Annotated in this window: 19 protein-coding genes; 9 read left to right on the top strand and 10 right to left on the bottom strand. The window is 70.2% G+C overall.

Translation table 11 applies throughout. From position 1 onward, the window contains the following. The 3 genes from argJ to mutT form a co-directional block, all read left to right on the top strand. On the top strand, nt 1–1,226 hold a 1,226-nt coding region (gene argJ / locus BGO20_RS22505), incomplete at its 5' end, for a bifunctional glutamate N-acetyltransferase/amino-acid acetyltransferase ArgJ (protein WP_299858837.1). Nucleotides 1,227–1,309: 83 nt separating this feature from the next. Continuing rightward, entirely contained in the window at nt 1,310–1,813 is a 504-nt protein-coding gene (locus BGO20_RS22500; RefSeq protein ID WP_291659763.1) for a peptidase associated/transthyretin-like domain-containing protein, read from the top strand. 11 nt (nt 1,814–1,824) lie between these two features. Beyond that, nucleotides 1,825–2,229, top strand: a complete 405-nt coding sequence (gene mutT, locus BGO20_RS22495; protein ID WP_291659761.1) for an 8-oxo-dGTP diphosphatase MutT — start codon at nt 1,825–1,827, stop codon at nt 2,227–2,229. A 9-nt stretch (nt 2,230–2,238) separates the two neighbouring features. On the opposite strand, the gene BGO20_RS22490 is transcribed toward mutT, so the two are convergent. The 6 genes from BGO20_RS22490 to BGO20_RS22465 form a co-directional block, all read right to left on the bottom strand. After that, nucleotides 2,239–2,955: a DUF930 domain-containing protein gene (locus tag BGO20_RS22490; RefSeq protein ID WP_291659760.1), complete on the bottom strand. Its 717-nt coding sequence runs from the start codon at nt 2,953–2,955 to the stop codon at nt 2,239–2,241. A 91-nt stretch (nt 2,956–3,046) separates the two neighbouring features. Further along, complete coding sequence (locus BGO20_RS22485; RefSeq protein ID WP_291659759.1) at nt 3,047–4,249, bottom strand: winged helix-turn-helix domain-containing protein; 1,203 nt, start codon at nt 4,247–4,249, stop codon at nt 3,047–3,049. Between the two features lie 124 nt (nt 4,250–4,373). Then, nucleotides 4,374–5,870 (bottom strand): hypothetical protein, encoded by a 1,497-nt coding sequence (locus tag BGO20_RS22480; RefSeq protein ID WP_291659758.1) that lies wholly within the window; start codon nt 5,868–5,870, stop codon nt 4,374–4,376. A gap of 163 nt (nt 5,871–6,033) precedes the next feature. Beyond that, entirely contained in the window at nt 6,034–6,558 is a 525-nt protein-coding gene (locus BGO20_RS22475; RefSeq protein WP_291659757.1) for a CAP domain-containing protein, read from the bottom strand. 4 nt (nt 6,559–6,562) lie between these two features. Beyond that, nucleotides 6,563–9,208, bottom strand: a complete 2,646-nt coding sequence (locus BGO20_RS22470) for a DUF3772 domain-containing protein (protein ID WP_291659754.1) — start codon at nt 9,206–9,208, stop codon at nt 6,563–6,565. Between the two features lie 231 nt (nt 9,209–9,439). After that, on the bottom strand, nt 9,440–10,528 hold the full coding sequence (locus tag BGO20_RS22465) for an ROK family protein (protein ID WP_291659752.1): 1,089 nt from the start codon (nt 10,526–10,528) through the stop codon (nt 9,440–9,442). A gap of 196 nt (nt 10,529–10,724) precedes the next feature. Between BGO20_RS22465 and BGO20_RS22460 the strand changes: the two genes are divergently transcribed. Next, the gene (locus BGO20_RS22460) at nt 10,725–11,180 is read left to right on the top strand and encodes a DUF2938 domain-containing protein (RefSeq protein WP_465246068.1); all 456 of its coding nucleotides are present in this window, start codon (nt 10,725–10,727) and stop codon (nt 11,178–11,180) included. On the opposite strand, the gene BGO20_RS22455 is transcribed toward BGO20_RS22460, so the two are convergent. From BGO20_RS22455 to gloB, 3 genes are read right to left on the bottom strand one after another with little or no spacing between them, the layout of a single operon-like run. Then, nucleotides 11,181–11,945, bottom strand: a complete 765-nt coding sequence (locus BGO20_RS22455; protein ID WP_291659748.1) for a GNAT family N-acetyltransferase — start codon at nt 11,943–11,945, stop codon at nt 11,181–11,183. After that, the gene (locus tag BGO20_RS22450) at nt 11,942–12,406 is read right to left on the bottom strand and encodes a cupin domain-containing protein (RefSeq protein WP_291659746.1); all 465 of its coding nucleotides are present in this window, start codon (nt 12,404–12,406) and stop codon (nt 11,942–11,944) included. Before BGO20_RS22450 ends, BGO20_RS22455 begins: the two co-directional genes overlap by 4 nt. A gap of 2 nt (nt 12,407–12,408) precedes the next feature. Further along, the gene (gloB, locus tag BGO20_RS22445; protein WP_291659744.1) at nt 12,409–13,173 is read right to left on the bottom strand and encodes a hydroxyacylglutathione hydrolase; all 765 of its coding nucleotides are present in this window, start codon (nt 13,171–13,173) and stop codon (nt 12,409–12,411) included. A 144-nt stretch (nt 13,174–13,317) separates the two neighbouring features. Between gloB and BGO20_RS22440 the strand changes: the two genes are divergently transcribed. The 4 genes from BGO20_RS22440 (at nt 13,318) to BGO20_RS22425 (ending at nt 17,905) form a co-directional block, all read left to right on the top strand. Continuing rightward, on the top strand, nt 13,318–14,085 hold the full coding sequence (locus BGO20_RS22440; protein WP_291659742.1) for a class I SAM-dependent methyltransferase: 768 nt from the start codon (nt 13,318–13,320) through the stop codon (nt 14,083–14,085). 104 nt (nt 14,086–14,189) lie between these two features. Then, nucleotides 14,190–15,143 (top strand): acetyl-CoA carboxylase carboxyltransferase subunit alpha, encoded by a 954-nt coding sequence (locus tag BGO20_RS22435; protein ID WP_291659741.1) that lies wholly within the window; start codon nt 14,190–14,192, stop codon nt 15,141–15,143. Nucleotides 15,144–15,342: 199 nt separating this feature from the next. Continuing rightward, the gene (locus tag BGO20_RS22430) at nt 15,343–16,779 is read left to right on the top strand and encodes a L,D-transpeptidase family protein (protein WP_291659739.1); all 1,437 of its coding nucleotides are present in this window, start codon (nt 15,343–15,345) and stop codon (nt 16,777–16,779) included. 214 nt (nt 16,780–16,993) lie between these two features. After that, entirely contained in the window at nt 16,994–17,905 is a 912-nt protein-coding gene (locus BGO20_RS22425; protein ID WP_291659737.1) for a TorF family putative porin, read from the top strand. Between the two features lie 54 nt (nt 17,906–17,959). On the opposite strand, the gene BGO20_RS22420 is transcribed toward BGO20_RS22425, so the two are convergent. Further along, nucleotides 17,960–18,439 carry a MarR family winged helix-turn-helix transcriptional regulator gene (locus BGO20_RS22420; RefSeq protein ID WP_291659735.1) on the bottom strand — a complete coding sequence of 160 codons (480 nt, stop codon included), beginning with the start codon at nt 18,437–18,439 and terminating at the stop codon, nt 17,960–17,962. 12 nt (nt 18,440–18,451) lie between these two features. Between BGO20_RS22420 and BGO20_RS22415 the strand changes: the two genes are divergently transcribed. Next, nucleotides 18,452–19,372: an alpha/beta hydrolase gene (locus tag BGO20_RS22415; protein ID WP_291659733.1), complete on the top strand. Its 921-nt coding sequence runs from the start codon at nt 18,452–18,454 to the stop codon at nt 19,370–19,372. Nucleotides 19,373–19,376 lie beyond the last annotated feature (4 nt).

The following is a 19,376-nucleotide window of genomic DNA, read 5'->3' as shown; positions in this document are numbered from 1 at the left end:
CCCCGCTCGCGCCGAAGCGCCAGCCCAAGGTGCCGCCGGTTCCGGGCGTGCGCTTCGCCACCGCCGAGGCCGGCATCCGCTACCAGGGCCGCCAGGATGTGTGGTTCGCGCTGCTCGACCAGGGCACGCAGGTCGCCGGCGTCTTTACGCGCTCGAAATGCCCCTCGGCCCCGGTCGACTGGTGCCGCGAGAACCTCGCGCAAGGCTCGGCCCGCGCGATCGTGGTCAATTCCGGCAACGCCAACGCCTTCACCGGGCTGAAGGGTCGTGAGGCCGTCAAGCTCACCGCCGAGATCGCCGCCAGGGCGGCGGGATGCAAGCCGGAAGAGGTCTTCATCGCCTCGACCGGCGTGATCGGCGAGCCGCTCGACGCGACCAAGTTCAAGGGCGTGCTCGACGATTGCGCCAGGCGCGCCGCCGACGGTCCGTGGATCGACGCCGCCCGCGCGATCATGACCACCGACACCTTCCCGAAGGCGCTGACCCGCAAGGCCAAGATCGACGGCAAGGAAGTGGTCATCGCCGGCATCGCCAAGGGCGCCGGCATGATCGCGCCGGACATGGCGACGATGCTCTCCTTCGTCTTCACCGACGCCCCGATCGCCGCGCCCGTGCTGCAGGCCATGCTCTCGAAGGGTGTCAAGGGCTCGTTCAACGCGGTCACCGTCGACAGCGACACCTCGACCTCGGACACGCTGACGCTGTTCGCCACCGGCAAGGCCGCGGCGCGCGGCGTTCCCGCGATCACCGAGCTCAACGACGCCCGGCTCTCCGGCTTCAAGCGGGCGCTGAATTCCATCCTGCTCGAGCTCGCCCATCTCGTCTGCAAGGACGGCGAGGGCGCACGCAAATTCGTCGAGGTGCGCGTCAGCGGCGCGGCCTCCGCCCGCTCGGCCAAGCGGGTCGCGCTCTCGATCGCCAATTCGCCGCTGGTCAAGACCGCCATTGCCGGCGAGGACGCCAATTGGGGCCGCGTCGTCATGGCCGTCGGCAAGGCCGGCGAGCCGGCCGACCGCGACCGGCTCGATATCGGCTTCGGCGACATCGTCGTGGCGAGGCAGGGCGCGCGCGCCCCGTCCTATGACGAGCAGGCCGTCTCGGACTACATGAAGGGCGACAATATCGTCATCACCGCCGATCTCGGGCTGGGGCGCGGCAGGGCCACGGTCTGGACCTGCGACCTGACCAAGGCCTATGTCGAGATCAACGGCGACTACCGCTCCTGAGGCTCAGCCCGGCATTGCGCCGCCCCCGCCGCGGCGGCATGATCGCGCCGGGGACAAGGGGCGGGGGGCCGAAGGACGTGCTGTTGCGATCGCTGGCGCTCGTCGGAGCGCTCCTCCTCCCGGCCTGCGTCGAGCGCAAGCCGGCGACCGTCGCCTTTTCCGCCGAGGAAGCGGCCTTCATCAGGAAGCCCGGCACCGGCGTCATCGTCGGCCATGCCTTCCGGACCAAGCCGAGCGGAGCGGTGGTCAACGCGGCGGGAGAGGTCGTCCGCCTGGTCCCGGCCACGGCCTTCGCGCGCGAGCGCTTCGCCAATCTCTACGGCAAGCGCAAATACATCCCGCACAGCGCCTATCCGCGCGACGATGCCGTCGACCCCGCCTATTCGGACTACACGCGGACGACCAAGGCCGAGTCCAACGGTCGCTTCGTCTTCGACAAGGTGGCGCCGGGCAGCTATTTCCTGACCACGCAGGTGATCTGGGGGGACGAGGCCGCCTTTTCCCGCGAGGGCGGTTCGGTCTATGACAGCGTCACCCTGACGGGCAAGGAAACCGAGCCCGTTCAGGTCATCCTTTCCGGCAATTGAGTCCCGTTCCCGTGAAGCTGCTTCTCGTCGTCGCCTGCGCCCTGATCGATGCCGACGGCCGCGTCCTCGTCACCCAGCGCCCCGAGGGCAAGGCGCTCGCCGGCCTCTGGGAGTTTCCCGGCGGCAAGCTCGAAGCGGGCGAACGGCCGGAGCCGGCGCTGATCCGCGAACTGCACGAGGAGCTCGGCATCGCCGTCAAGGAGGCGTGCCTGGCGCCGCTGACCTTCGCCAGCTACGCCTATCCCGAATTCCACCTGCTGATGCCGCTCTATGTCTGCCGGCGCTGGGAGGGCACGCCCGTCTCGCGCGAGGCGCAGGCGCTGAAATGGGTGCGGCCCGGCAAGCTGCGCGACCTCGCCATGCCGCCGGCGGACGAGCCGCTGATTCCGCCGCTGGTCGAGCTGCTCGGCGCCTGACCCGCCCGCTCAATGCACCGCCGGCAGGCCGAGCGCCTCCCAGCGGCTTTGCGGGATCGGCTCGCCGACATGGAAGGCGAAGGCCGTCACGCGCTTGAGGTCGGCCGAGACGGTGCAGGTGAAGCGCAGGCCGTACCAGCGCCGGCGGCTGCGGAAGGCTGCGCCCTCGGCCGCCAGGACGCGGCCGGCGCGCTTCGTATCGGCGAGTGCGTAGGCGGTGACGCGGTCGGGCTCGAAGCTGCGCTGCCAGTCATGGATCTGGCCCATCGCCTCCAGCCCGCAGAGCTGTTCGACGCGCTCGTCGGGGGCGAGCAGCGGCAGAGCGGCGAGCGCGCCGCGGCTGCGCGGATCGGCGAGCACGCGCTGGGACAGCATTCGCGGCGGATGGATCAGGCCGTCGGCCCCCGGCTGCCGGGCCGGCTCGGGCGGCGGCGAGGGGGCAGGCGCGTCCGCGTGCGGGGCGGCTTCGGCCGGCGCGGGTGCCGGAGGCAGCAGGGGAGGCGGCGCGACGACCGGGGGCGGAACGGGCGGCGGCGGCCGCGTCAGCGCCTCGAATTCCGCCGGCGTCTGCAATTCGACCTCGACGCTCTGCTCGACGATCGGTGCGATATCGAACTGCTGGATCGCGACCGAGGCGAGCCAGGCGATCAGGGCGGCGTGCAGGATCGCGGCAACCGGCAGGCCCGGAGCGGGCGTCGGAAACCGTGTCCGGAGCGCCGCCATCATGATTCAGCTGGGCACCTTGCTGCAGGCAGGCCTCGTCGATCGCGATGTCGTGGTCATCCGGCCCCCCGCTCCCCGCGGGCAAAAGCTCCGATCAAGCCGGCATTTTTGTGTCGGGCTCCGCGCGGGCCGGCTCGGCTTCGTCGCGTCCGAGCTGGAAGCGCTCGAAACGCGCCAGCTCCTCCTCGATCGCGGCCTGGAGCCCCGGGGACTCGAAGCCGTCGAGCCAGGTCCAGCGTTGCATCAGGAGCTTGCCGGCGGCACGATCGGTCTTGAGGTCGAGCACGGCGACGATGCGGTCCCCGGCCAGCACCGGCAGGCCGAAATAGCCGTAGACGCGGTTCTCCGGGCGCAGATAGGCCTCGAAGACATGGGCGTAATCGAAGAACAGCTTCGCCCGCTTGCGCTGGATCACCAGGGGATCGAAGGGCGAGAGGATGTGGATGAGCTCGGGCTCGGGCTCCGGCACCGCCTCCAGCATCCCGGGCATCGCCCAATGCAGCTGCTTGCCGGCGCCTGTGATCGCGACGGGAACCAGCTCCTTGCGCCGGACCCGGCCGGCGATCTGTGCGGCGACCGCCTTCTTGCCCGGCGCATCAAGATGGCAGGCGGAATCGAGGCTGACGAGGCCCTGCGCCCTGAGCGCGCGGTCGAGCTTGTAGCCGGCGACCTGCCGTTCGCTCGCCGGCGCCGGCCGCTTCTCCCACTGGAAATGCCGGTCGAACAATTCGTAGGTCTTCACCATGCCGTTGCGGGCGGAGATCACCAGGTCGCCATCGTAGAAGGCGCGCTCCAGCAGGCCCTTGGACGGCTTCTTGCTGGCCCAGAGATGCGCCTTCTCGATCAGCTCCTCCTCGATGTCGCGGATGGTGAGCGCACCGTCCCTGCGGATGCGGCGGAGCAGCTTGCGGGTCTCCTCGCGGGCGCCGACCGCCGACCAGCGCTTCGGCTCCTCGCGATGGGCCTTCATCTCCGGCAGGAAGTAGCGGATGTCGCGGGCCGGCACATAGGAAAGCGCATGCGTCCAGTATTCGAAGACGCTCTTCTCGACCGATTGCGCCTGGGCGAGGTCGCTGCGGCGATAGCCGGGAATGCGCGCATAGAGGATGTGGTGGTGGCAGCGCTCGATCACGTTGATCGTGTCGATCTGCACATAGCCGAGATGCTCGACCGCGGCGCGGGTCGCTTCCGGCCCGGCGCCGAAAGGCGCGCGCCGGTCGAGCCGCTGGGCGTGCAGCCAGATGCGGCGGGCCTGCTCGGCGGAGAGGGAAAAGGGCTTGCGCGGGCGTGGGGGCATGGCCGCAAGCTAGCCTCGCGCCGCCGCCTCTGTAAGGGGGCCGGAAGGCCGCCGCTGACAGGTGCTGGCGGGATCGGACGGTCCGCCGCGCCGGGACGGACCGGCGGCGCGCCGCGCCCGACGCTCAGAACTCTCCGCTCAACCCCAGGCGTGCGCCGCCGAAGCTGTTGCCGGTCAGGCTGACGCCGGCATTGATCGCGATCGGGATCGCGACGTCGAGCCGGTGCGCGACGGCGAAACCGGCGGCCCATTCGCCCCGGAAGGTGGCGGTGTTGCCGGCCCAGCTCGTCTTGCCCGGTCGCGACGGCAGCGGTGCCCCGGTCATCGCCATCGCGGCGGCGACGCCCTGCCGGGCCTCGCGGCGGCTGTCGCGGGCATAGACGGCCAGGCCGTCGATGCGCTGGTCGAGCCCGGCGAGGTCGATCGGCATGGCCGCCAGGTTGCCGGCGGCGTCGGTGGTGACGATCTGCGTCGGCCCGCTCTGCGCCGAGCGGCTCGCGGCGGAGGACAGCCCCGGCAGCGTGTAGGTGCTGGCGGCGGTGCCGATCGCGATCTGGCGCGGACGGGAGGCGACGGCGCCGGCCCCGATCGCGGTGCTCTCGCTCCCGCTGGCCCGCGCCTGCGTGCCGATGGCGGTCGAGAGGCTTCCCTCGGCGCGGGCGCCGTAGCCGGCAGCCATCGCGTCGCTCCCTGTCGCGGAGGCCAGGGGCAGGGCGCTGGTGTTGTTGCCGGCGATGACGCCGTTCTGCTGGTCCAGCGCCGTGAGCGCGGCGCCGACGGTGGTGTAGATGCCGCTGCGCAGGGCGTAGTTCGGCCCGGTGAAGCTGCCGGCGGTGTCGAAGCCCGCCCCGCCGCCGAGCGCGGAGGAGAGACTGTCGGCGACGGAGCGAAGCTGGCGCAGATTGACGGCGTCGGTGTCCTGGGTGCCGCCGGCCACGTTGGTGATCTGGCGCTCGTTGCCCGCCGAGCCGACGGAGAGCGCGCCTTGGGTCGAGGCGACCGCGACCCCGCTGAAGGCCTCGCTCGCGCCGGAAAGACCGGCGCGCAACGCCAGCGAGCCGGCTCCCAGCGCGACGCCGCCCGCGGCCGAGACCGTACTGTCTCGTCCCAGCGCGACGCCGTCGGCGGCGTTGACCGCGCTGCGCAGCCCGATCGCCACCCCGGCGCTCGCGGCGGCCGAGGTCGCGGCGCCGTTGCCGAAGGCGATCGCGTCGGGATCGCTAGCCGTGGCCTTGGGGCTCGCGCTGCTGCCGAGCCCGCTGATCTCGCCGCCGCCGATGGCGATGCCGCCGGGGGAGTCGACGGTGACGCTGTCGGCCTTGAGATTGCAGTTGCCGGGAAGGGTGACGAGGTTGCCGTTCTGGTCCCGGATCGAGAGGCCGATGTTCTGGCCGCTCAGCGTGTCGCGCAGGTTGACGTTGATGTCGCCGACGATGCCGTTGAGCACCGGGTCGAGGAGCCCGGCGAGCAATCCGGAGGCGACCCCGGCGACCGGCTGGAGCACCGGCAGGTCGACGCTCAGCCCGGTACAGACATCGACCAGGCCGCCGGCCTGGGCTCGCGCCGCCTGCGGGAGCAGGATCACGGTGAAGACAAGAAACGGAAGCGGACGGCATGACATAGGCAGCCCTCCAGAATGACCTTCGGTGGGTCTATCCGAGACACTGCAACAATAGGTTGAGTTGGTTAAAAGCCGGTTAAGATTACAACCATTCTGTGTAAAATTTCACGAAACTCTACCGATGCGGGTAGAATCCGAGTCCGGGTTGCAGCGGGCGATCCGTTCAGGGCGCGACGACGAGAGCCCAGTAGACCTGGTATTTCGAGCCCGGCGCATAGGCGGTGGCGATACCCATGCGCCGCGCCTTCGCGTCCTTCATGACGCGGTCGTGCTGGGGCGAGTCGCGCCAACCCGAGAACGCCTCGGCGAGACGGCGGTAGCCGGCCGAGAGATTGGCTTCGGCGCCGGGGATGCCCTCACCGGCGAGGCGCGCCTTCACCGCATCGGCCTGCGCCGGCTTGTCGGAACGCGCCATCGCCGCGGCCTCGCGCTCGGCCGCCGCGCTCAGCGCAGGGTCGAGCGTCAGCGTGCCGAGGCCGGCATTCAGGCGATAGGCCGAGATCATCGCGCGCGCCTGCTCGGCGTCGACCCTGGCCGAGGCCGAGCCGAGATCGCGGTAGAAGGCAGGCTGGGCCTGGCGCTGCGGCTCGGTACAGCCGGCGAGGCCGAAGAGGGCGAGCGCGCCGACGAGGGCGGCGGGGCAGGTCACGGCGTGTGTCCCAGCGAAGGGGCGCGGAAGCTTCGGCATCGGATCATTCCTTGTCGTCTCCGGGCGCCTTGTTCTCGGCGGCGGCCGGCGGGGCCTTCTTGTCGCCGTCCTCTTCCGGCATCTCGCCGGCGGGCGGCGGGACGGGCTCGGCGGCAGCCTGCGCCTTCGCCCGGCGTCCGCCCGGCTTGCGGGAGGGATCGAAGCGGCCGACGGCGGACGCGATGCCGTCGAGCGACTGCTCGACGCCCGACAATCCCTTGACCTCGAGCTGGGGGGTGCCGAAGACCTCGATGTCGGCGAGCCGCTTGCGGATCGCGAAGTTGAGGTCGCTGGTCACCCGGCCGACGAGATCGAGATCGTCGACGATGCAGATGAGGTCGAAGTCCAGCGTCGCGGTCCCGAGCTTCTTGAAGAGGACGGTCGGCGGCGGCTTCTTGAGCACGTCGCCATGGTTGTCGGCGACCTCCTGCAGCATGCTGCGGACGGCGCCGGCGTCGGTCAGCCGCGTCACCGACAGCGAGATCAGGACGCGGCCGGTGCGGTCGGTGCGGACGCGGTTGCGGACGACGCCGGAGACGAGGTTCGAATTCGGGACGATGACACTGGCGCGGTCGAAGGTGGCGATCTCGGTCGAGCGCACGTTGATGCGCTTGACGATGCCTTCGACATCGCCGACCACGACCTGATCGCCGACCCGGATCGGCCGTTCCCAAAGCAGGATCAGGCCGGATACGAAGTTCGACACCACCGACTGCAGGCCGAAACCGATACCGACCGAGAGGGCGGACGCGACCAGGGTCAGCCGCTCCAGGCTCAGCCCCACCGCCGAGACCGCCAGCGCGACGGCGCCGATGTAGCCGACATAGCCGGCGGCGGTGGTGATCGAGTTGCGCAGGCCGGGGTCGAGCTGCGTCGTCGGCAGGAACTTGGTCTCGAGCCAGCGCTGGGTCGTCCGGGTGGCGGCGATGCCGAGGGCGAAGACGGCGGCGCCGACGACGATGGTGGAGACCGAGATCGTCACGCCGCCGACCTGGAAACCGAAGAAGGCCGCCCGCAGCGAAACCAGGAAATCCGCCGATTCGAGACCCCAGGGGGCGAGCACGAGCAGCAGCGTCAGGAACAGCAGCAGAAGCTTGAGCAGGCCGGCGCCGAGCACCGCGATCTTTTCGAGCGTGGCCGTGCGCAGGCCGATGCCGGCCCTGAGCGTCAGCGCAAGCCGGCCCTTGCCGGAGAGAAGTCGCGGGATGCCGAGCTCGATGAATTGGTGGGCGAGCAGATAGAGGCAGGCGACGATGCCGAGCCAGAGCGTCTGCTGGCCGAGGAAGGCCGCGAAGACGACATAGCCGCTGAAGGCGGCGGCGATGATCACCAGCCCGACGATCCAGCCGAGGATGCGGATCGGCCCGAGGCTGGCGCCGTCGACGGGCACGTAGGGGCCGAGGCAGGCCTCCTGCTCGACCTCCTCGTCGTCGCGGATCTGGTAGAGGCCGGCGATCAGCGCCAGTGCGAAGAAGATCGCGAACAGCGCCTTGACGATGATCGAGATGGCGAGGCCGGCGGCGATGGCCTGCAGCCAGGCCTCGAAGATCTTGCCGACCATGGTGACGAGCGCGAGCGCGCTCGCGATCCAGACGACGCTGCGGGCGGTCTCGTCCATGACGCGGACCAGGCGCCGCTGCGGGCTCGACGGGGCGAAGACGGCGTCGGCGAGGGCTTGCACGAAGGCCACGAAGGCGAGGCCGACGACCACGGCCCAGATCACCGGCTGGATGCGCTCCGGCAGCAGGCCGGTGGTGTTGAGCGCCTTGTAGACCAGCCAGCTCGCCAGCGCCGGCGGCGCGGCCCCGGCGACGACATGGGCCAGCGCGATATAGAGGCAGTGCAGGTCGCCGGCGTCCTCGCTGTTGGCGTGGCGCGCCTTGAAGCGCGGCAGATAGCGGGCACGCGCCCAGTAGAGCAGGAGCGCGCCCATCAGCGCCAGCGCGAGAATGCCGCCGCGTGTTCCCGACAGCGCCTCCGAGACGCCCGAGAGCCAGCCGCCGAAGACATAGCCCGAGGCGCGCAGGTCCTCCGGGGCGGTCGAGACGGCGTTGCTCCAGACATCGGGGCTGAGCACCGAGGGCCCGGCGGCGAAGAGGGCCGCGGCGAAGATCTCGCGGCGCTTGTCGCCGATCGTGCTCTGGAGCTGCTCGGCCTGCAGCAGCGAGGCCCGCGCGATCTTCAGCGTCTCGTCCGCATCCGCATAGGCTTTCGTGCGGATCTCCCGCTCGCGGGCGATCTCGGTCGATTCCGGCGGCGCCTTGTCGTCGGGCTTCGGGCCGAGCTGGTCGAGCTTCAGCTTGGCCTGGTCGACCAGCGGCGCCTGCTGCTCGATGATCAGGCGAAGCTGGTCGAGCGGCGGCTGCAGGCGGATGCGCTGGCGCAGGAGCTCGTCGTCGCTGAGCTCCGGCCGGGAAAGGGTCGTCTCGATCTGCGAAAGCTCGAGGCGCACCGCGTCGAGCCGGCCGCGGGGGCTCTTCGGGTCGACCGGCGCCGCGGGCGCGGCGGCAGGGGCCGGGGCGGGGGCCGGCTGCTGCGCCGGGGCAGGGCCGGACAGGCCGGCCGCGAGCGCGACGGCCAGCAGGAAGGCGGCCAGCAGACGGGCAGTCCAGCCCGCCCGGATCGCTGCTCGTGCGGGATGCGCTGCCATGGTCGGGCGGCCCTGCCGGTCAAGATGATTCGCTGTGTCGCCGACCCTCCGCACAGGACCGGCCCCAACGCAAGACGAAGACCGCGCTTCCGCTGCCGGCAAGGCCAGACTCCCGCAATTCCCCGCAGGGGCGCGCCCGGGCCGGGCGCCTGCCGTCGCTCATCACCGGCAAAGACGACCTGAAGATGGCAGATGGGCGGATCGTGCGGACAGATCGTGTACCGGCGCGGGTCAGCTCCCCCGCTTCGGCTTGCTGCGGTTGCGGTAGCTGGCATTGCCGAGCCCGGTGCCGATAGTGAGCACGGCCCAGTTCTCGACATCCTGCATCGCCGGCATTTCGCTCAGGCCCTGGATCACCGCGTCGTTGTGCATCACGATCTCGGTGTCGTGCTCACCGATGGCGGGGACGAGGTCGCGCACGCTGTCGACGAGGTTGAAGCGGCTGCTCTCCCAGTTGCCCGGCAGGTTCTGGGCACCGCGCTCGATGCTGCCGTCCGGCTCGATCAGCCCGGGGCAGCCGATGCCGATGAAGGGCGCCACCCGCAAGCCCTCGTCCTGCGCGCGTTCGATCTGGCCCCGGAGCATCTTGCCGAGGCGCTTGATCGCCTCGTCGCGGCTGGGCTCTTCCTCGGCGTGGCGCCAGAGCTCGGATTTCCAGACGCGGGCCTTGCCGAGATCGGGCGCCTTCTTCTGGCGCAGCTCGACGATGCCGGCGCGGATGTTGGAGCCGCCGATGTCGACGGCGACGAGGCTGTCGAACGCCTCGAAGATCCATTTCGGCGCGAGATGGGCGCTGCCGACCAGCCCGGCCTCGTCGGGATGATGGCTGACCGGGACCAGGTCGATGTCGCGGCCGTCGGTGCGCAGGATGATGGCGGCACGGGCGATGGCGAGCTCACCGATGCGGCTTTCGCGGAAACCGCCGCCGATGACGATGCGCTCGATCTCGGCCCAGCTCTTCAGGCGGGCGAAGCGGCGGATCACGAAGGCGAGCGACTGGGCGAAGCCTTCCACCGCGCTCAGCACCAGGGCAGCCTCCGCCGCGTCGCCGTCCTTCAGCAGCGCGTCCAGCTCCTTCTTGCTGATCCGGGCGGTCTCGCCGTCGAGCGGATCGTCGCCGTTGCGCTTGAGATGCGCGCGCAGCGCATCGAGATGCTCGACGAAAGCGCTGCGGCTGGCCTTGTCGCCGACGAACCCGTCCTCGTCGCGGATTTCCAGATTGTAGCTGGTGACGACGACGGAGGGCAGCTCCTCCGCGCCGTGCGGTCCCGTCGCGGGCTTGGCTGCGCTGCGTGACGTCTCGGCGGTCGCCGTGGCCATGTCGTTCCCCTCGCTCGCGAATGGATCAGCGGGGGCAACCCGCCGGCTGGTGCCACGGTTCCCCGATAGGGCGATGCGCCACATGCAGCCCGCCCGCGCACCGTCGCGGTTGACCACCGCCGCGATCGTCGCTCCAACAGGCATTGCACTGCATCGATGCGGATGGGGGTGGAACGTGTCGGATCTGATCTTGCGAATGGTCGTCATAGGCGTCGGCGCGACCGCGCTCACCGATATCTGGGCGCAATTCCTGCGCCTGTTAGGCCTCCCCAAGCCGAACTGGGCGATGCCCGGCCGCTGGTTCGCCCATCTCCCGCGCGGCCGCGTCTGGCATGACGACATTGCGAAATCGGAGCCCGTTGCCGGCGAGCTCGCGATCGGCTGGATCTGCCATTACCTCGTCGGTATCGCCTTCGCGGGCATCGTGCTGGCGATCGCCGGCGCCGGCTGGGTCCGCAACCCGACCTTCCTGCCGGCGCTCGTCGTCGGCTGGGCGACGATCGGCTGCGGCTGGTTCATCCTGCAGCCCGGCATGGGCATGGGCATCGCCGCCTCGAAGAAGCCCAACGCGAACCAGATCCGGCTGCTCAACTTCGTCAGCCACACCCTCTTCGCCATCGGGCTCTACGGCACCGCGCTGCTGATCCGCTGATCAGCCGGCGAGCAGGCGCGTCTCGTAGGCGTAGAGCTGGCGGAAGCCGAGGCTGCGGTAGAGGCCGAGCGCGACGGCGTTGCCCTGCTCGACCTGGAGATAGGCGCTGTGGCAGCCGGTCGCCCCGGCCCAGCCCATCAGTCCGGCCACGATCCTGCGGCCCAGCCCCTTGCCGCGATGGGTCGGGTCGACGCAGATCAGCCCGATCTCGGCCATGCCGCGTTCCGCCACCGCCATGCCGAAGGCGACCGGCTCGCCCTCGACCAGCCATGAGGCGAAGGCGGCGGGCATGCGGATCTTTTCGACGATCGCCGCCAGATTGCCGGCATGGGTCTTGGCGCCGCTCTGCAGGGCGGCGACGCCGGCGATCCATTCGGCCTCCGGCCTGGCTTCGATCTGGAACTCCGCCTCAGCCGACACCGGCAGGCCCGCCAGCGGAGCGATCATGCCGAAGGAACGGTCCCGAACCGCGTAGCCGCGGGCCAGCACCGCCTCGCGCGTAGCCTCGGCGACGAGCGGGGTCAGCCGGATCGCCGGGGGCAGGCCGTCGGCGCGGTAGAGTTCCTCGAGCATGTCGAGCGCCGCCCCGTCGAGCTCGGCGCCATAGGCGAGCGGGGTCGCCGAATTGGCGCGGCCGGAATAGCCGTTGGCGAAGCGCAGCACCCAATCGCCGACGACGAGCGTCGCCAGCGCGGGCCAGGCATTGATGATCCGGCGCTCGCATTCCAGCGCGAGCCGGCTGTCGTCATGTGTCGTCAGCATCATGTCCCCCCGAAAGGCTTGCGCGGCGTCGGCCGCCAGTCCGGCGGCGCCATCTCGAAGCCCGAAAATGCGAAGCCCGGCGCCACCGTGCAGCCGACCAGCGTCCAGGCGCCGAGCGAGGTCGCGCTCTGCCAGCAGCCGGCCGGCACCACGCATTGCGGACGCTGGCCCGCGGCGAGGTCGGTGCCGAGATGATGGGCCGAGGCATCGTGCCCGTTGGGCGAGATGGTGATGACCAGCGGCGCGCCGGCGTAATGGTGCCAGATCTCGGCGGCGTCGACCCGGTGCCACTCGGAGGTCTCGCCGGTATCGAGCAGATAATAGATCGCTGTCGAATGGCCGCGGCCCGCGGGGCCCTCCGCGTCGCGGAAGGTCTCGCGGTAGTGCCCGCCCTCCGGATGCGGCTTGAGATCGAGCAGGCGGATCACCTCCGCCGCCGTCAGCCCGTCGAGGCGGTGCGGCATGGTCAGAACCTGTTCTTGGCTTCGCGCAGCGCGGCGAAGACCTCCGCAGCGGGCTGGCCCGCGAGATGGACGGACGCCGCCAGGGCCGGGTCGCCGGCGCGGAAGAAGGGGTTGGTCGCCCGTTCCTCGGCGACGGTGGTCAGCGCCCAGAAGCGGCCCTCGGCCTTGGCTTTCTCCGCTTCGGCGAAGCGCGCCGTCAGCGCCGCGTTGGCCGGGTCGACCGAGCGTGCGAAGCGGGCATTGGCGAGGGTGTAGTCGTGGCCGCCGAGCAGGCGGACGTCGCCGGGCAGCGCCATGATGCGCGACAGCGAGGTCCACATCCGCGCCATCTGCCCGGGCTGGACCCGGCCGCAGCCCATGACGAAGACGACATCGCCGACCAGCGCGATCCTGCTGTCGAGGCCGACATAGCTGAGATGGCCGTCGGAATGACCCGGCGTGTGCCAGACATCGAAGCGCTCGGCCGCGAGCGTCACGCTGTCGCCCTCGCCGACGACACGGTCGAGCGGCGCCATGGTCCGTGCGTCGGCGGGGCCGACGACCGTCGCGCCGGTCGCCTGCTTCACCGCCGCCACGCCCTGGGTGTGATCGTGATGGGCATGGGTGACGAAGATGTCGCTGATCGTCCAGCCCTTCGCCTTGGCGGCAGCGAGCAGCTCGCCCGCATCGGGCACGTCTACGGCCGCGCAGGCGCCGGTAGCAGGGTCGTGGAGCAGGGCTCCGGCATTGTCGCCGAGCGTGCGGAAGACGTGGAGGTCGAGCGGCATGGCGGACTCCTGCAAAAGGCGGATCGGCGTCCTGAATGGGCCATGCCCGGTCGGCGATCAACCCATCCGGCATGCAGGGGCGCCGTGCGGCGGCGGCTGCCGCCACCCTTGCGTTCGCTCCGCTGGCGTTCCATGTCAGGCGCCATGCCTCTCGACGTCGTCGACCTGCGCGCCTTCTACGCCAGCCCGCTCGGGCATGTGGCGCGGCGCTTCATCGGCCGGGCGATGCTGCGGTTCTGGCCGGATTGCTCGCGCCAGCGCCTTCTGGGGCTGGGCTTCTCGACACCCTATCTGTCGGTGCTCGGCATGCAGGCGGAACGGAGCATCGCCTTCATGCCGGCGGCGCAGGGGGTGGTGAACTGGCCTTCGCCCGGCCTGTCGGCCTCGGCCCTGGTCGAGCCGACCCTCCTGCCACTGCCGACCGCCTCGATCGACCGCGCCGTGCTCGTCCATGCGCTGGAGGAGACCGAAAGCCCCGACGACCTGCTGGAGGAGGTCTCGCGCGTGCTCAACCCGGGCGGCCGGATGATCCTGGTGGTGCCCAACCGCCGCGGGCTGTGGGCGCGGATCGACGGCACGCCCTTCGGCCAGGGCCGTCCCTTCAGCCGGCGGCAGCTCTCGGCCCTGCTGCGGGCCGCCGAATTCTCGCCCGAGCACTGGGCCGAGGTGCTCTATGTCCCGCCGCTGCAGAGGCGGCTCCTGATGCGCTCGGCCTATGCCTGGGAGCAGGTCGGGCTGGGGCTGTCGCTGCCCTTCGCCGGGGTCCACGTCATCGACGCGACCAAGCAGTTCTACCGGCGCGCGCCGCTGCGCGCGACGCGGCGCAGCTTCGCGCTGAGACCCATTCTGCTGCCGCAGCCGGCTCCCACGCCGCGCGCGGCAAAGCCCGGCGGCGCGGCGCGCACGGGTTGACAATTTCGCCGGGTGGCGGACAAGGTCCGCCGCTTTTCAAGCCGGGTTTCGGATGAAACCGCCGATCCGTGCCGCTTCCGGCGCGGAAGCTGAACTGGATCACGATGCGTAGCTATCTGGATTTCGAGAAACCGGTCGCCGAACTGGAGGCGAAGGCGGACGAATTGCGGGCGCTGGAAGCGCGCGGCGACGGCATTTCGCTGTCCGAGGAGATCGGCAAGCTCGATGCCCGGGCGAGCCAGTCCCTCAAGGAGATCTACGCGGCGCTGACCCCCTGGCAGAAGACGCTGGTGGCGCGCCATCCGCAGCGGCCGCATTTCAAGGACTACTGCGCCGCGCTGATCGAAGAGTTCACGCCGCTCGCGGGCGATCGCGCCTTCGGCGAAGACGAGGCGATCGTCGGCGGCTTCGGCCGCTTCCGCGGCGAGGCCGTCTGCGTCATCGGCCAGGAGAAGGGCGATTCCACCGAGACCCGGATCCGGCACAATTTCGGCATGCCCAAGCCGGAGGGCTACCGCAAGGCCGTCCGCCTGGTCGAGATGGCCGGGCGCTTCGGCCTGCCGGTGCTGAGCTTCGTCGATACCGCCGGCGCCTATCCGGGCATCGACGCCGAGGAGCGCGGCCAGGCGGAAGCCATCGCCCGCTCGACGGAAGCCTGGCTCGGCCTGCCGACGGCGAGCGTCGCGCTGGTGATCGGCGAGGGCGGCTCCGGCGGCGCGATCGCGATCGCGGCGGCGAGCCGGGTCCTGATGCTGGAGCATGCGATCTATTCCGTGATCTCGCCGGAGGGCGCGGCCTCGATCCTGTGGCGCGACACGGCGCGGGCGCAGGACGCCGCGACCGGCATGAAGATCACCGCGCAGGACCTGCTCAGGTTCGGCGTCATCGACGCCATCGTCTCCGAACCGACGGGTGGTGCGCATCGCGACAAGCAGGCCGCCATGGCCAGGGCCGGCGATGCCGTCGCCGCGGCGCTGGCGGATTTCGCCGGCATGGACGGTACCGCGATCGTCGACAAGCGGGCGGAGAAGTTCCTGGCGATCGGGCGGCAGCTCTGAAGGCGCGCGAGGCCGGTTAATGCTGCGCTTGCGAAACCGGGCGCCTTTTACCCGTCATTGACCATGTGGCCAGACTCAGAGAGCCTGTGGTAAGGAACCCTCAAGGCTAACGCTTCTACAACGGTTCGACGGGCACAATTTGGCCGTCTTGCGAAGTCACAGGTCGCGCCCCGGCCTGCCGTTCAATGGGAATGACGACGTGGCACTGAAGCAACTCGCGATCCTGGCTTTGGTTGCATTGAGCCTGGGAGCCTGTGAGGAACAGCGTTATCGCGGAGCCTCCCGCCACAATATCCCGATCCCGGCGGCGACCTATGCGCTGATGGCCGAGAAGGGCATGAGCAAGGACCAGCCCGTGCTGATCCGCTCCTACAAGAAGGAGTCGGAGCTCGAGGTCTGGAAGCGCAAGGCCGACGGCCGCTACGCCCTGCTCAAGACCTTTCCGATGTGCCGCTGGTCGGGGCAGCTCGGGCCGAAGAAGCGCGAGGGCGACCGCATGGCGCCGGAGGGCTTCTACGCCATCGGTCCGGCGCAGATGAACCCGAACTCGGCCTATTACGTCTCGTTCAACATGGGCTATCCCAACGCCTATGACCGCTCGCTCGGGCGCACCGGCGCGCATCTGATGGTGCATGGCGCCTGCTCCTCCGCCGGCTGCTATTCGATGACCGACGACCAGATCGGCGAGATCTACGCGCTGGTGCGCGAGGCCCAGAACGCCGGCCAGAAGGCCGTGCAGATGCAGGCCTTTCCGTTCCGCATGACGGCGAAGAACTTCGCCCAGCACCGTCTCGACCCCAACATCGCCTTCTGGAAGAACCTGAAGGAAGGCTCGGACTATTTCGAGGTGACCAAGGACGAGCCGGCGGTATCGGTCGCCGGCGGACGCTATGTCTTCAACGGCGGCTCCGAGCCGGCCGAGGTCGCCGCCAAGCAGCGTCATGATGCGACCGAGGTCGCCGCGCTCGTCGCCAAGGGCACGCCGGCGATCCGCCTGGTCTACGACGATGGCGACCAGCACGCCTCCTTCAAGCAGGCGCTGATGAACGGTGGCGCCGATGCGCTCAACCGGTCGGCGTCCTGGGCCTCGAAGGACGTCGGCATCAGCCGCGAGGATGCGCTGGCGATCGGTCCGCGCGTCGTCGTGCTCGACGACAAGGGCCAGGTCAGGGAAACCGTGCGGGCCGCCTCGGCCGAGGACAGCGCCGTGATGGCCGCGATCGCTGCCGCGCCGCCGGTGGAGGCCGCCCGGCCCGAGCGGCCGGCCCAGTCCGCGCCCGCCAAGGCCGACATCCGGCCGGCCGCCGTTCCGGCGACGAGCCAGATTGCGCGGGTCCAGCCCGGCAAGGCCGAGCAGGCGCCGGTGCTGGCCAGCGCCTCGGCGACGCCGGTCGCGCCGGCCGAGGAGAGCAAGCCCTTCCTGCAGCGCGCCCTGAGCTTCATGCCGAGCTTCGGCAGCGCCCCGACCACGAGCGGACAGAACATGGCCGCGGCCGAGGCACCCGTCGCGGTCGTCGTCCCGGCTGCGCCGACCAGTATCCGGGCGCCGCTGCCGCCGCGGCGCGCGACGGGCTTGCGCACGAGCAGGCTCGACGAGTCCCCGGCCGCCTATGCGAGCCAGCCCGCGATGCGTTGAACAGCGGTCGGGTGGCTGCCGAATATGTGATATATTCGCAACAGTTTCCCGGCAAATCACCGCTGCCTTTTTTGCAGGCGCGAAGGCCCCGATTTCGGGGCCTTTTGCTTAGGCGCCGCGCAGCCTGCCGAAAACCTCGCCTTGCCGAAAAATTCACCCGGCCCGCTTGATCGCGATCGCAGCGCGATCACCGCGCGAAGAGGGGTTCGGGTCGATGAAGCTGGATCTTGTTCGTTCTGCGCTCTTGGGCCTCGGCCTGTCGGCGGCACTGGGAGCGGCCGCCCAGGCCTCCGACCTGCCCAGCAAGAAAGGGCCGCCGCCGGCTCCGATCGTGCCGGCGATCACCTGGTTCGACATCGCCGTCAACATCAAGGGCCAGACCGACTACAATTTCCGCGGCATCTCGCAGACCGACCGCAAGCCCGGGATCGGCGGCGGCGCCGAGCTGCAGATCTACAACAACCTGTTCTATGTCGGCGTCTATGGCTCGAGTGTCGACCTGGCGACCCGGCCCGACGCCGAGATCGACTTCTACGGCGGCATCCGTCCGAAATTCGGCGACCTGACGCTCGATCTCGGAATCATGCAGTACTACTATCCGAGCGAGAAGCAGCTCATCGACTTCGGCGGCGTGTTCTGGACGCCGAAGAACACCGACTACACCGAAATCTACGGCAAGGCGTCCTATGTCATCGGCGGCAGCCTGACGCTCGGCGCCAACGTGTTCTACGCCTGGGACTGGCTCGGCACCGGCGCGGACGGCACCTATGCCTCGGTCACGGCGAAATACGCCCTGCCCTTCCTCGAAGGCCTGTCGGTCTCCGGCGAACTCGGGCATTACTGGCTCGGCCGGACCAATCTGGCGATCTGGTCGACCAACCCGCCGACGAACCTGCCCGACTACACCTACTGGAATGCCGGCGTCTCCTACACCTGGAAGAACGTCACGGCGGATCTGCGCTATCACGACACGACGCTGTCGAAGACGGAATGCTTCGCGCTGACCGCCGATCCCAGCGGCATCTATTCCGGCAGCGGCCGCTCGAAATGGTGCGGAGCGGCGGTGGTCGGCACGCTCTCCTTCGACATCACGGCGAGCAGCCTCGGCGTGTTCGCGCCACAATAGGCCGGACAGGCGGACAAACCCGGCCGGGCCGCCCCACGGGCGGCCCGTGTCGCATCAACCTTCCAGCGCCTTGGCGACGCGCCGCATCATCTCGCCGACCGCGTTGCACTCGGCGTCACTCAGCACCGTCATCATCGCCTCGATCTCGGCGACGTGGATCGCCATCGCCTCGCGGGTCAGGGCCTCTCCGGCGGCGGTGAGCCAGAGGCGCCGGACCCGGCGGTCGGCCTCGTCGCCGCGCCGCTCGATCAGCCCGCGCCGCTCGAGCACCGGCAGCAGCATGCTCATCGCGCTGCGCCCGACCAGCAGCTTCTCGGCCAGCGCCTGCTGGGTCAGTCCGGGGACATGGAAGATATTGGCCAGCACGTCGTAGTGGGCGACCTGGATATCGAGCGGCGCCAGCGCCTCGCTGAAGGCCTTCTCCCAGAGATTATGGACCCGGGCGACCGCGATCCAGTTACGGAACCGCGGCAGCTCCCAGGGCAGGCGCTGGCCGGAGCCCGGTGCGTCTGAGACGGCTTGCTTTTTGTTCATGGCTGAACATAAATGTTCAGCGTTGAACAGATCGAGGTCGATGCCATGCCCGCTACCGCGCTCCGTCTGCTGCGGCCCCTGGTCAGAGCCGCCAGCTTTCTCGCCCCCGCCGCAGCCGGCAAGGTCGCCTTCCGCCTTTTCTGTACCCCGCCGCGGCGGCGGGGGCGAAGCGAAAACGCTGCCCGCAGCGCCACGGGTGCGATCGCGCGTCTGGCGCGGGCCGAAGCCACGGCTATTCCCTTTCCCTGCGGCAGCGCGCAGGCCTATGTCTTCAAGGCGGCCGGCGCGGCGCGGCGCGGCACGGTGCTGCTGGTGCATGGCTGGAGCAGCGAGGCTGCCTTCATGACGGCCTTCGCCGGGCCGCTCTGCGAGGCGGGCTTCCGGGTCGTGGCCTTCGACCTGCCGGCCCACGGCGCCTCGACGGGGCGCGTGCTGGACATGCCGCTCGGCGTCGCCAGCCTGGCGGCGGTGGCGCAGGCCTTCGGGCCCCTGCACGCGATCGTCACCCATTCCTTCGGCGGCGCGATCGCGCTTGCGGCGCTGGCGGGCTCGGTTCCGGGCCAGCCGCCGGTCGCCACCGGCCGGCTGGCGATGATCGCCGCCCCCTGTTCGGTGCAGCGGATCACGCGGCGCTTCGGCGCCACGATCGGTCTCGGCCGGCGCGGCCAGGCGGCGCTGGAGCGCCGCATTCATGCCGTCGCCGGCAATCCGGTCGAAGCCTTCGAAGGATCGCGTCAGCTCGCGGCGGTTGGCGTGCCGACCCTGATCGTCCACGACCGGCAGGATCGCGAGCTCGATTTCAGCCATGCCGAGGTGCTGGCGGCGGCCGGCGGTTTCGTCAGGCTGGCGGAGACGAGCGGCTTCGGGCATCGCCGCATCCTGCAGGCGAAGCCGGTGATCGAGAGCGTCACGCGCTTCGTCTGCGGCGGCTAGCGAG

It is taken from the genome of Allobosea sp. 67-29 (assembly GCF_001898115.1).
Lineage (GTDB): Bacteria > Pseudomonadota > Alphaproteobacteria > Rhizobiales > Beijerinckiaceae > Allobosea.
This window is presented reverse-complemented; position numbering and strand designations above follow the sequence as displayed.